The sequence below is a fragment of the Bacillus marasmi genome (assembly GCF_902168435.1).
Lineage (GTDB): Bacteria > Bacillota > Bacilli > Bacillales > Cytobacillaceae > Bacillus_BU > Bacillus_BU marasmi.
In genome coordinates this window covers 402,640-415,657 of record NZ_LR656164.1, presented here as the reverse complement: position 1 = coordinate 415,657, position 13,018 = coordinate 402,640, and the positions used below count along the sequence as shown (strand labels likewise).

The 13,018-nt window shown below is 35.3% G+C and carries 13 protein-coding genes; 1 reads left to right on the top strand and 12 read right to left on the bottom strand.

What is annotated here, in order from left to right; translation table 11 throughout:
* Window positions 1-18: 18 nt before the first annotated feature.
* Both FXW34_RS02020 and FXW34_RS02015 read right to left on the bottom strand, forming a co-directional pair.
* Window positions 19-321, bottom strand: a complete 303-nt coding sequence (locus FXW34_RS02020; protein ID WP_147532293.1) for an Ada metal-binding domain-containing protein — start codon at window positions 319-321, stop codon at window positions 19-21.
* 25 nt (window positions 322-346) lie between these two features.
* A complete protein-coding gene (locus tag FXW34_RS02015) occupies window positions 347-583 on the bottom strand; it encodes a hypothetical protein (RefSeq protein WP_147532292.1) in 237 nt (78 codons plus the stop codon).
* Between the two features lie 372 nt (window positions 584-955).
* Between FXW34_RS02015 and FXW34_RS02010 the strand changes: the two genes are divergently transcribed.
* The gene (locus FXW34_RS02010) at window positions 956-1,867 is read left to right on the top strand and encodes a GIY-YIG nuclease family protein (protein WP_246140822.1); all 912 of its coding nucleotides are present in this window, start codon (window positions 956-958) and stop codon (window positions 1,865-1,867) included.
* A gap of 242 nt (window positions 1,868-2,109) precedes the next feature.
* On the opposite strand, the gene FXW34_RS02005 is transcribed toward FXW34_RS02010, so the two are convergent.
* The 10 genes from FXW34_RS02005 to FXW34_RS01960 form a co-directional block, all read right to left on the bottom strand.
* Entirely contained in the window at window positions 2,110-2,505 is a 396-nt protein-coding gene (locus FXW34_RS02005; protein ID WP_147532290.1) for a hypothetical protein, read from the bottom strand.
* A gap of 1 nt (window position 2,506) precedes the next feature.
* Window positions 2,507-2,896 (bottom strand): SMI1/KNR4 family protein, encoded by a 390-nt coding sequence (locus FXW34_RS02000; RefSeq protein WP_187118799.1) that lies wholly within the window; start codon window positions 2,894-2,896, stop codon window positions 2,507-2,509.
* Window positions 2,874-3,842 carry an HNH/ENDO VII family nuclease gene (locus FXW34_RS23245; RefSeq protein ID WP_246140806.1) on the bottom strand — a complete coding sequence of 323 codons (969 nt, stop codon included), beginning with the start codon at window positions 3,840-3,842 and terminating at the stop codon, window positions 2,874-2,876. The genes FXW34_RS02000 and FXW34_RS23245 overlap by 23 nt, the downstream gene beginning before the upstream one ends.
* Complete coding sequence (locus FXW34_RS01990; protein ID WP_222705300.1) at window positions 3,829-6,825, bottom strand: ATP-binding protein; 2,997 nt, start codon at window positions 6,823-6,825, stop codon at window positions 3,829-3,831. Before FXW34_RS01990 ends, FXW34_RS23245 begins: the two co-directional genes overlap by 14 nt.
* Window positions 6,826-6,829: 4 nt before the next feature.
* Window positions 6,830-8,506: a hypothetical protein gene (locus FXW34_RS01985; protein WP_147532288.1), complete on the bottom strand. Its 1,677-nt coding sequence runs from the start codon at window positions 8,504-8,506 to the stop codon at window positions 6,830-6,832.
* 490 nt (window positions 8,507-8,996) lie between these two features.
* Window positions 8,997-9,743: an FxLYD domain-containing protein gene (locus FXW34_RS01980; RefSeq protein WP_147532287.1), complete on the bottom strand. Its 747-nt coding sequence runs from the start codon at window positions 9,741-9,743 to the stop codon at window positions 8,997-8,999.
* 57 nt (window positions 9,744-9,800) lie between these two features.
* Window positions 9,801-10,415 carry a hypothetical protein gene (locus tag FXW34_RS01975; RefSeq protein WP_147532286.1) on the bottom strand — a complete coding sequence of 205 codons (615 nt, stop codon included), beginning with the start codon at window positions 10,413-10,415 and terminating at the stop codon, window positions 9,801-9,803.
* 195 nt (window positions 10,416-10,610) lie between these two features.
* A complete protein-coding gene (locus FXW34_RS01970) occupies window positions 10,611-10,997 on the bottom strand; it encodes a YkvA family protein (protein ID WP_246140820.1) in 387 nt (128 codons plus the stop codon).
* A gap of 347 nt (window positions 10,998-11,344) precedes the next feature.
* Window positions 11,345-12,355, bottom strand: a complete 1,011-nt coding sequence (locus FXW34_RS01965; protein ID WP_246140805.1) for a helix-turn-helix transcriptional regulator — start codon at window positions 12,353-12,355, stop codon at window positions 11,345-11,347.
* 174 nt (window positions 12,356-12,529) lie between these two features.
* Window positions 12,530-12,913 carry a hypothetical protein gene (locus FXW34_RS01960; RefSeq protein ID WP_246140803.1) on the bottom strand — a complete coding sequence of 128 codons (384 nt, stop codon included), beginning with the start codon at window positions 12,911-12,913 and terminating at the stop codon, window positions 12,530-12,532.
* Between the last annotated feature and the right edge of the window lie 105 nt (window positions 12,914-13,018).

The window sequence follows — 13,018 nt, the reverse complement described above, 5'->3', positions numbered from 1 at the left end:
TCTAGCTGCTTATTAATATCAGTTTTTTGGATGACCGGCTTGCTTTGCTTTCCAGATTTTATATTTCTCAGGCAGACATGCTGCACAAGGTCCGTATCCCGCTTTAATCGCAGTTTGCTCATCCGCAAAGAATACTCTTTCTTTAACATATCCACCCTTAGCAATGGCCCGGAGAGCTGCTGGACAATCCATTCGTCCGTATACTTTGGTTTTTTTATGACCTCCATAAGTACCTGGAGTTTCACTTTGATAAAATTTCTTATCAGCACCAAAAAGTGTGTATGTTTTATGAGAATCTCTAGTTTCTGTTCTCTCACTCATTCGATAACCCCCATGTACTTTTCTATTAATATTTTTTAGAAGAAAGATAATACTTTATCGTCCTTACATATGTTTCCCAATCCTTGTACCGTTCTTGGATTTTCCGCTCCAATACGTCGTCAATTTGTTTTTCTTCATTATAGATTCCAGCACGACGCATATTTTCAAGTCTGTTAAAATATTGTTCAACAGAAATCTCCATTAATTTCATCTCTTTCTTGTTTAACAAATGCTTCCGCCTTAAATATTCTTTAAACTCCAAAATATTCATCCCCTTTGATATATTTAAAGTTAACAAATCCTTAGCAAGAAATATATTGTCTTATTAAAAATTTCAAACGCTAATAATTTTCCATTTTACACAAATTTCCTTAATTAAAATATTACAACAATTTCATCCAAAACCTTTCCTATTTTTGGGCAAAGTATTAACAAATTTCAGTTGAAGCAAGGTTACTAGTGAACGTGTAAACGAAAGGTATCCTCCTTTGTTGCCGAATAGTCAATTTGCTTTTTAATGCCCTGGTTAATACGAAATATTATTGGCTCACTTTTGCCTTTTGGTATAGGGATAAAAATGTAAAATTTAGATAAAATATTCCTATTCTAGAATAGAAGGAAGGAATTTTTGGGTATGAGTATCAGTAAATTCACCAGAATTGAAACAGCAGGTTTTGTATATTTTCTTGAATTGCGGAATGGTACTGGTATTAAAATAGGTAAGACAAAGCGCATTGAAAAGCGACTTGCGGAACATCGACAGAAATTTGATTTTGAGGTAATACAAGTTATCTATACAGAAGACTGTAATAAAATTGAAAGTATGTTTCACGAACATTTTAATGATAAGAAAATTGATGGAGAAAGAGAAATATTTCATTTAGATGAAAATGAAGTGGATCAAATTAAAAAAATGAATTTCCCTTCGAATATTGTTGAATCGTTAGATTTACTTATTAAGAACGAGAGAGAACAAGACAAAATTGATTTCAACATAATATTTGGAGAATTAACAAAGCAACTTGTAGATGAAGTGGATTCTTCTCGTGAGGAAATCCTTTTTAAACACATCGATAAAATTTCAGAGCTGAACGAAAGAATCGATACAAGTTTAAAACTGTATCCTAAATTTGAAAACCTTATAGAAAAAGGAAAAGCACAGGTTCTTGAAAGAGGAATAGCACTAGATGAAAAAGAAAAACAACTTTTTGAAAAGTTTATGGAACTCGAAGAGCGAGAGAGTAAACTTAAACTCAAAGAGGACAGAATCAAAGAATTGATAGAAAAAATAAAAGGGGATGAGAAAGCATTACGACAAAGAGAAATTGAGGCTGAAAAAGAACTCGAAATTACGAGAAAATATCTTGCGGAAGCCGAACGTTATTTAAGTTGGGAATTTGATTCAAGACTTAAACATTATATAGACCAAGTGAAACAATTCCCTCAATTGAAAGAGTATCTCCATTATTCTGACCCCTGGAGAAACACTGAATACAAAGGAATTAACAAACATACCAAAGAAAATTTCGAAGGGCAAACCGGATAAAGTGAAAAAGGAAAGATATAAAAGTCACAGGGACAGTCATGTCCCTCTTTACCTGGATCTCACTTTCCTTCCACTTCTTTTACAGAAATGTGGACTCTTTTGAGCGTCTCTACAAATCCTCGCCCTCGTCTCAATTCATGTCTAAGAATACCATTAAAACAAGCATCAATAAGTATCGATGCTTGTTTTAATGAAACATTGTTATAAGATTCTTTTTCCAATGTAGATTAATCATAAAACTATCAACAATTTTTCAATTTTTCTATTTCTTCTTCAACGGCTAATCCCGTCTTTTTTGCAATAACTTCGGGAGACAATAGATCTAACAACGACTTAGCAAATTCAATCGTTTTTTCTCTTTCTGTTCGTGCAACAGCTTCTTTAAAAGCTTCTTCTTTTTCCTCTTCGAAAATACGACCAACCTTAGTCATCTTTAACCACGCCCTTATCTTTTTGGCGTATTCTTCATCAATGAATTTATCTGTAGCAGTCAAAATACCTGCCATAACTTGAAGTTGTGTTTGCTCATCTTCAATACTCTTTGCTAATTCCACTGCCTCCAATAGAAACTCTTTACTAAAAAGGGTACCAGGCACCACCCGATTCGAGTTTATCGTGATCATACTCGATTTTCTCATTTTAAAGAACCTCTTCTATTAAATAAGTCTTAAAATCAGAATTGATTTTTTCAATAGCATTTTTCTGATATTGGTACACTTGCCCTTCTTCATCAAGAACAATTAACAACCCTTCTGTAGCTAAATTTTCGATAACAATATATTTATCTAATTGATTATTAGCCAATGCACGCTCTTGCTTTGTTAATTCCACAACATTTAAGTAACCATCAACACCTAATGCAGCAATTTCATGAGTGCCTACTGCAAGTGCGCCATACAGCAATAATAATTCCTTATAATCAGAAGGCATTTTAAATTCCAATTCCATTTCAGCCTGGTCCACCGCTTGGATATCTACACCACCTGTTGAAAGGACATTCTTGTTTTCAAATATTGTTTTTAAATTCATCATATACCTCCAGCTTCTTAATTTGTTCAGCACGCGCCTTCCAATGCGCTTCTTTTTCTAAGTTAAACAGGGGACGATTGATTTCACTTTCCTTAGAACTATCGTGTAACACTAAGTAATTATCTTCACCACGATGTTCTTTCCATTTTAATTCCGCTAAAGGAGAATCCATTTCCTGTCCTATATGATGTAATTCAATGGGATGGTCGTCTACTAATGGAGCAAGTCCTTGTTCCATACGTTCTAAATTGGTTCTCTCAAATTTATCTTTCGCTACATTATCAATGTCTGTTCGGATTAATGCTTCCCGACCCTTGACGGTTTCCTCTTTTAAATTTGCTTCTTTATAAATCTTAACTTCTTCTGGGCTAGCATCTTTTAAAGCCTCAACTAAAGGCTTAAATCTACTCCCTTCTTTAAGAACTACTTCCTTTGACTCAAGTGTAACAGTTTCCGTTTTTTCAGCTACTTCTTTAGTGCCTTCTTTAAACGTCTTTTTAGCTATCGCTTCGACACCTTCATGAGCTGTTTTTTCTAAAACTGCTTCATTTCCTTCCTTAATTGCCTTTTTAGCAACCGCCTCTGTTCCTTCTCTCATAACTGTTTTCACCGCAGTTTTTCCAACTTCTGTTCCTACCTTCACCCCAACAGCTGCGCCAGTTGCTAAGCCACCAGTCGCAACAGTTACGCCTATCATTGCAACATCAATACCACCCGCTATAGCAAAAGCTTTCCAATCTCCTTCACGGACTGCATTGTATTCAGAAACACCAGGAACCATTTCCGCCACAAACTTCGTTGAATCTCCGAACTTTCCATCCTTAGGAGCAATTTTAGACATATAATTCTTATGGAAATTTTCCATAGATTTATGTGCTACTTCTCCACCATTTTTAACTCCATCGCCAACAGCGTCTAGAGTTTTGACCAAATCAATTTCCATCATTCGCTCCCTCCATCGTTAACACACAACAAATTTCATCAATTTGTTCCTTAATAAGTCCTGTAGTTTTCTTATGAACGAATGCTCTCAATGTATCTGGATTGCCTGACTCAACAAAGCCATCAAATGCCGTTTTTGACAATGCAAGAATGTCGAATAACAGATTTTGCAGCGTTGGGATTGAGGTTTCATCCCAGATAATATGACCTTGATGGTTCGTATATGTTGCAATCATAATACTTAACAGTTTTCTATTAATACGAGAAACTTCTAAACTATTTAATGCACTAATTAATTCTTCATGTTTGATTTGGTCATGTGGCAACCACGGTTCCATGATTGCTTTCATTATTTCCGTTCGAGATTCACGAATCGGCTTGATTACAGTTGGATTCTTATTAATATATGGACTCTCTTTGACATTAGCTTTATCAACCATCGTCAGAACCGGACTGATCCAGTCATTTTGATAAACGACAGCCACCCCACTGGGTAATTTAGCAATTTCATTAACTTGATCAGGCGTTAATCCCATAGAGCGTCCTACTGCTTCACGGTCGTTTGCTTCAGGTGTACGCAAAACAAGCTTGGTATTCGTATTTTTAATTGCAGCGATGTCTACTGATGAAGGTGATTGGTCAACAATGATAAATCCTTCACCATAAGTACGAATCTCTGCAATTGTGTTAGTCAACATTTCAACTGACTTACCAATTAAATCAGATTCTCCACTGGCTGATGTGTTCTTCAAAAGATTATGTGCTTCTTCAAGTACAGTAACGTGTTTAAGCCCAACATTATTTTCTGACTTCCGATCAACCCTATATTCATTTAATATATATACCATTAGCCCCATGATGAGCGCTTTAGTTTCACTAGATTTAACACGGCTAATATCTAAGATACAATTCTCATCAAAAAGTTTTTCGTATGGGGTTTGTTCATTTGTAAAGATGAATTTGTTCAATCCAATTGTAAGAGACTTTACTCGAGTAGTTAAGGCACCTGTGTAGTTTCCTTTGACCTCCGCAGAATAGTCAGTCTCATCAATTAATTTTTCAAGTTGTTCCGCAAGAATTTCAAAGTCAGGGTATTCGACTTCATCACCTTCAAAAGTTGAAGAGCCCAAATCCCAACCAACATCTTCATATGAGTTCAAAATTGCATCTTTGAAAAACGCTGGCATTGCATCATACATTGGCCAACATACACCGAATATTTCAACTAAACCATCTACGTGTTCAAGTACGTGAATGGATTCTGGAAACTTGAATGGGTTTAAGTTAATCAAAGGTGCGATATTTGGATTTGTTGAGTAAACATTTACATCATCCCAATTTCCAAATACATCCTTATATTCCCCTTTCGCTGGTTCAACAACTAGGAATGGAATTTCGTCTTGATGTAATTCATTGAGCAATTGATAAACAGTGTTACTCTTACCGGATCCAGTTGATCCAGTAATTAAGGTATGCATATTCAAACTCTTATTATCAAGTTCAACTGTTTTGTCAGTGATTTGGCCTAGATCAAACACTTTACCTAACGTGATGCGTTCCTTTGGATTATCACTAGACTTCTTCGGGAACAATTGATACGAATTAACTTCTTTACCAAATTCAGCATGTTCAATTACAGGCATACCGGGCACTGTATTTCGAGGCAGGCCCAAGTGAAGTCCAAGTTCTTTACCACTAACAGCTGTTGACGCATTGGTGAACACATTTCCACCATATACAAACTGTGGATGAACAAATCGTGACAAGTATTGAGTCAAGTCCCCAAAGTTATTGAAGTTACTGCGCCAAGAGTTGATAGCAGACACTTCACGACCAGAGTTTTCACCGTTCATTAACGAGCGATAGTTGCTTGCAGCAATCTCGGCAGCCGACATATCATCGGAAATAAAATACCCCGCAACATTCCACATCCCATAACTATCAAACTCATTTGTTCTTTTAAGCTGACTATCGATAAGTTGTAGCATATCCGTGATTGCTTTGTTCTCTACCGTTTTTGTAACCGAACTTGAAAATGATTCATTAATTTGAGCATTTGGTGCAAGTGATTGGAAAAGTCCACCTAATGTTCCACCAATTTGACCACCAAGCATCATTCCTACTGGGTTACCACCCATGGCAATACCGCCGACTACTGCACCAATGACTCCTGAAGCCGATCCAGCAATCATTGCCGCCTTTTGTTTACCATTCATCTCAGAGAATGATTTGCTCTTTGACTCAGAATTTGAAATACTGTCATTTAACTGTACTTTTTGTAATGGAGATAATTCCGTATAAAGTCTTTGATAGCTTTTTCTTACCCTTTGAATTTCATCAGAAGATGAATTCTGAGCAACAATTATCCCTGTAAATTTACGAGCGTGCATCGCTAGAGCAAGTTTTTCTAACCCTTGAACAAACTGTTCATTTCCTTGTTCCTTATCATTTTTATTGTTACCGACGACACTAACTGAAGCTACATTATGTTGCTTAGCTATTCTAGATGATAATGCAGCAATTTTAGAACGATCTTCATTTTCGATTTTCACACCAGGAAAATGCCCTACAAATGTATTTTTCAAGGTATCTCCTAATGTTACTGTCGAACGATTATCGCCATTAGACCGAACTCCTAGATAAAAATCCGTTTGCTTACCATTAGAGTCAATCACCACGAACACTGATGATCTATAGGTTTGAAGCGTATTAAAAACTGTCGTAAATTTATCGGTTACTGGTTCACCTTTTTGATAAACCATCTCTGTGATTTTATATAGACGAACATTATTAATGAAATCTTCTTCAAGCGGTGGCAATCTCAAATTCTCAAATGGGGCAATCTCCATCTCCGTCAAACGAGAAAGTTCTCTCCGACGAATCGTTTCATCAATGATGTCTAGCTTGACATCTAGCTGCTCTGCTGGAGATAAATTTTGATAAACTAGTTCTCCACCTTGTGTTTGCATTAATTCATTATTTATCATGAACTTATCCTCTCTCAATTATTTTCAATTGATCGTCAAATTTCGCCAACCAATCATTATCTTTCTGTAATTTACGTTCTTCATCAGAGAGTCGATCAGAAATCTCATCTTTTTGTGATGTCTTCTTAGTAATCAATCTTTCAAGGTGTTCATGATACTCTCTAGCAACATCGTCATAGAATATTTTCAATGCATCTGAAACTGCATCTATCATTTCTTCTGCAATCGGTATAGTAATTTCACAAGCTTTATCACGCCACTTACTAATCGAATAAGTAATTTCAGGCACTAACGGTCTTGGTTCAACTTGTTTTTTTTCAAACCATCTCTTTGCCAAATCAATCAAATCTTCTGGTGGTTCTACCATTCGTTCTTCTCTAAATGATAAGAATTCCTTAGTTAAATCATTAATATAATACCTAGAGAAATCAAATACATTTTTTACCGATGATTTGTAACCATCGTATGCATCTGCAAAATTATATAACGCATAAAACGATCTAAAAATTTCATCCGTTTCAGATATGAATTTAGCATTCACTTCAGTGATAAAGGTTTGAAAATAGCTAGATAAATCCGCTGTGTATTCTCTTGCAGCTTTTTTAGCTTCTTCGTCATTATTATATTTATTTTTCTTTTTTCGCCAGTTTTGAATCTTATCGTAAAGTGTAATTTTTGCCGCAGTTAACGTTGATGGAATTTCCAAATTATCTCTTTGGATGAATCTTTCATTGACTTCCTTTAATTTTTGTATTGATTTTTCCAATGAATCAATTTGTTTGTGAACATCGGCGTTTTGAATTCTTGACTCAGCATTTTCCACTTCAAGAATTTTTGAAAGTGAATCAAATTCTTTCCTAAAGACCCTTATTGACTCCGCTACATAGTCTGCAATTGGATAAACATCTAAGAAATCGCTTACCATTTTATCATTCAAAGCAGTAACAATTTGAGGGCGCACTATTCCTTTATCTTGAATTATTCGTTCGATTTGCGTCTTATTCAAATCAGGATGGATAAAGAAAAATATTTGTTTTTCATTAACGTCGTGTCTTGATTGAACAATCTCTAAGAAATTTAGAAATTCTGCTCTGTTGTTTTCATCAATATTAAAAAGAATCGGTGTGTTGGTTAAATCCTTAGGTAACTCATTAACAGTATTTGCATTTTCTAAAGTAAGCTCTAAGCCATCAAATACAGAAGTATCTATATTTGATGCTTGAATTAACAAATATGAAAATGGTTCTTCGAATAATTCAGAATTCTTATCTCTGAAACTAGTATTATCAAATTTTCGATTTGGCGTTGCGTCCAGCCAAGTTAATAAATCATCAATCTCTTTGCTTTTTGTTCGTGAATCTTCTAATTCATTCTTAAAGAAAATTCTCACATCAGCAGGGGCTGTTTCGCCGCTAGCTTTTGTTTCGGACTTGGTGCTAACCCCTGAATCTAAAAATGCTTGTTCTAATTCCTCAAGATCTGCTTTTGTCCCAGAAAAATCTAGATCAAAATCGTAACCATTCATCTCATTATAAAAAACAGTAGGAATTTCTGTAATCCATTCATGCAATTTCCCTTCTTGGTATTTCTCAACAAGACTATTTATTTTTGGTTCTTGCCCATTAAATTTAACTTTAGTTTCAAGCAAATATGGGTTATAGCTCAATTCTGCTTTGACCATTACTTTCTCTCCTGACAAAGTTTATTCACGGAATGACGTATTATCTAAATCATAACATCTGAACTATACATTTTTTAGCCGATAAATGAGCAATTCAAGCCATCCATTCAAAAACCATATAATTACCAATAATTATACTTCTAAAGTTTTTGTAAAAATCAACCAATTATTGAACAATTGGAATCAGTTTTTTATTAATACCAAACTGCTTGGCTCCCCAATAGGGAAATAAACCTAGAATAAGGGCAGAGAATTAAGTTTTTCCCTTTAAAGAAATCCTGTTAAAACAATTTGAATAACTTTCAGAGGGGCGTATAAAATGTTAAAGCAATATAATTGCAATACATATTGAAATTTAACAACATTTAGAAATATTCCATCAATAATTTACGAAGTTCGGCATTTACTCGTGTTTTTAAATATCATGGAAAAGACCAGGGAAACGCAAGATCATACTCACATTTCCCCGGTAATAGCTCAACAAAAACTATTAAAACCTAAACCCATAAGCCTTAACTTCTACCTTTGCAATTTTATCAACAGCCTCTTTTGGTATTTCTGGATAAGATAATTCAAACCCAGCCTCAGAACCGGGGTTAAGACCTACATCAACAGATCCGGTTAATACCCCAAGTAGTTTACCACTTTCATCAAAGAGACCTGCTGCAAGGCGAATATCATCTTGTTTATCTTTGGTAATATTTTTCACCATTCCCGTAACTTTGTAAGGCAAAAATGAATCGCCTTTTATCCCTTGGACGACTGAGGTTTCAAGGATGGTTGGATCTTCATCTGTTTTATCAAAGCCGAAATTATACGTTGTTTCTTTGTAATTTGCCGGGTCCGTTTGACCGTCTAAAATTGTGCTTTCTCCAATAAAGGCAGTTTCGCCTGGTTTGACAATTGATGGGATAGAAAATATCATCGTGCTGGTGCCTAGGACTGTTCCGTCTTGTCCTTTGTAATTCATTTGGGTTTCGCCGATATCGATTGGTACACTGCCTGTGTTTTTATAAACTGCTGCAGAGTGAACCCAAACCGTACCGATTGAGTCGACCCAGGCTCCACCCGTTTGATCAACCATTTCTAATTTTGCTTCTTCTTTTTGTGATTTTGATTCTTTGTTGGTAGATTCGCTTGTGTTTGTTTTATCCTCAGAAGTTCCAGCGTACTCATTTGAACACCCTGTAAAAAGGAACATCGAAAGAACTAAGATAAACGGAATTAATTTTTTCATAGTAATCGTCATCTCCTTATAAGGTTTCATAACCTAGCAAACAACCAATAGCGGTGATTATTCCTCTAAATCTTCTAGTGCATCTGGGTACACAACTTCACCAAATACTTCACCAGTTGCTCCATCTTTTACGAAAATAGTTACTTTAAAATCATCCGCGTCTATTCCTTTAAAAAGCTGATAATACATCCCTGAAAATCCAAGACCTAGGACAGCAAAACCGTCAAAGCTATTTTCATAGGCAGCTTTATCGACGATTAATGTAAACTCGGAAAAAGATTTATTGTGTGTGATGTCTTGAATCGAAACCAGTTCCTCATCATTTTTCAATTCATCTAAGCTTTTCGTTAATTCCTTCTCAAGTTCCTTCATCATTTCTTTGTGCTTGGATTTAGACATTTTATATGTGACCGAACCATCATTGTTCTTCGTAACCTTTATTCCTTTGGCTTCCGCCTCTGCAATCGTGCTGTCAATATTTTCTTCCTCAAACATGGAAGCAGGCATGGTAAACTCGACATTTAGGAGACCTTTATCTACTTCGATTGATTCATTTTTTTCTGCTTTTTTACCCTCATCACTCTTTTTTTCAGTATTTGCTTCATTTGCTGAAGAACAAGCTGTCAATAAAACTAATCCTAGAACTAAGTTCAATAGTAATAATTTTTTCACTTAAAAGAACCCCCTATCAATTTTTTCATTCAGTATCAATCTGAGTTCCATTTTACAGTGTATTTCCAAATACCCTTTCCTCTTTTCAGGAAGGGTTACGTTACCACAAAAAAACCTTCGCCAAATGACGAAGGACAATGAATTACCGTTGATATTTTTTTATAATTTTTCCGTTTCCTCATTCATTCTAGTGGTTTATTTTAATTTCTCATCTATTCCAGCTGTATCTATCTCTTTACCAAACAAATCTTGAAGCTTTTCTTTTGCTTGATTTTTAACATCATCATCAATATACATAACAACCTGAAACAATGCTGCCATTAAGATACTAAAATCATCTACATAACCTGCACCTAATGCAACATCTGGAAGTAAATCTAATGGAAGGATAAAGTAACCCAATGCACCTGCAATAGTAGCCTTGACTCTCAAAGGTACTTCTGGCTTCTGTAATGTAAAATATAAAATTAAGACCACATATACAACGTTTGATCCAGCCTTCTTAGAGTACTTTTTAATCTTCTCCCATAATCCTTCATTCGTGTAGTATTCTTCATGTTTATGAATATCTTCTTCATTCATATTTTCAGCTTCTGCCTTTTTTGATTCTACTTCTGATTCATCAAAGTGTAATTCTTGTTGTTCTTCTTGGGTTGCATCTAGATCAAGTTGTTTTCTAGTGAAAAATTTTCCCAACATCCTATCACTCCCTTTGTTGATATAGTACAACAATAATTTGAAGATTAAAAACTACAAGCATATGCTATAAATTCAACCTTTACAATTTTACCAATAGCCTCTTATTAATTTTTCATTCAGTATTAATCCACGGTTTTATATTACCATGTTTTTCTAAATCTCCTTTCCTCTTTTCAGGAAGGGGTCCTTCAACAGAAAAAAAACTTCGCCAAATGACGAAGGACAAAGATTTACTTTTGATATCTTTTATATAATTTTTCTGCTTCCTCTTTCATTCTTTCAACAAGTATCGGTGGAGTTAACACTTTGGCATCGCTGCCCCATGTCATCAGCCATCCTACTAAACCATCGCTTATGATGGCTTGAGTAGAGATTCGAAATGAATTTTCGCCGACTTTGCGGATGTTAACGCCCCGACCAAATCTATCAATCACTACATTTATCAGACTTGAATCAAATTCAACTTCAACGAGATGTTCTTCACCGGAAAACATGTGGAATAGTTTTTCAGTGTATTTTGCCGAATTAAACTCGGGATTGGGGAGAAACGATTCTTCAATTGACGTGACATTTTGCATTCGATCAATCCGATAGTGACGGATTTCTTCCTTTGGTATGTATTCGCCAATCAAGTAATAATAATCATTATGCCAAACTAGTGCATACGGTTTTACAGAATAGTAGTCACCATTTTTTCTTAACACAAATTGCTTATCGATATCATAACTGCCGTACTGAAATTGGATGATGCGAGAATTCAGGATGGCAGTATGCAGCTGATGAATCGAATATTTGATTTGCTGGTTTTCGCTTTTAGAATTTTCAGGGAGGATGATCGCGTTTTCCAGCTGTTTTGCTTGTTTCACGCTGGTCAGCTGTTTTATTTTATTAACCAGGTTTTCTGTTTCTTCATTAGAAATGAATTTGGCAGAAGAAACTGCATCGATTAGTAAACGCAGTTCGTGTATTTCGAATAATCGACCTTGATGACTATAATACTTCTCCACGCCCTCTTTTGCTTGATTCACCGTAACGTCAAACAACAACGATTTCTCCAACTCCATTAAGTCATCACGGATGGCCTTTTTACCTGGACTCACTTTGTATTCCTGATAAAATTGATCCAGAATTCCCTCTAGAGTAAGTTCATTAGCCTCATCGGTATATTTGGTTAACAACTCCTGCAATCTTAGGAGACGCTGCTTTGATGAAAGTTTCACCACGCTTGGTTCAATACTCAAATATGATCACCCCTAATATTGATCCACAGGGACAGGTCCCTTGTCCCAAATGGATATTTCTGCAAAAAATACTAATTCACAAAATAGAGGACCAAACCTTTCCCCATGTCCCACTCTAGCCGAATCCCTATTAATAATAGATTCTTATATTTGGTCCCGATCAAGTCATGTCAACTACTTAAAAATCTCATGCTGAGCTCTGACCACTTTCTTTACCAGTTCCAACTTTTCCTTAGAATCAATTACTTCAAATGGAATATAGACTTCATGTTTTTTTAGTTTAAAGCTTCGTAGTTCTTTGATATCAAAACATAAGAGTTGTTGAACTTCCTCTTGTATCATTTTTCCTTTAATAGATTCTTGGTTGCCAGGGTCAACATGAAGAATTAAACAGCTGTAGCTTTTATCTCCATATAATGTCGCAAACTTTGGTCTTTTGCCACCAAATTTGATAGGTTTATAGCCTAACGTTAGACTTTTTTGAGCGAGGGTAAATTCCATCGGACCTAATCCATTGATAAATTTATGTAATTCATTAAATACTTGTAATTCGTTCACTTTCTTTTCTCCTTTGATTTTTCGTTGTGATTTTTCCATTCATAATACATTAATAACAAAATCACCACATAAAGGTCGAAAATACATCTGAAGTAAGTAAATCCT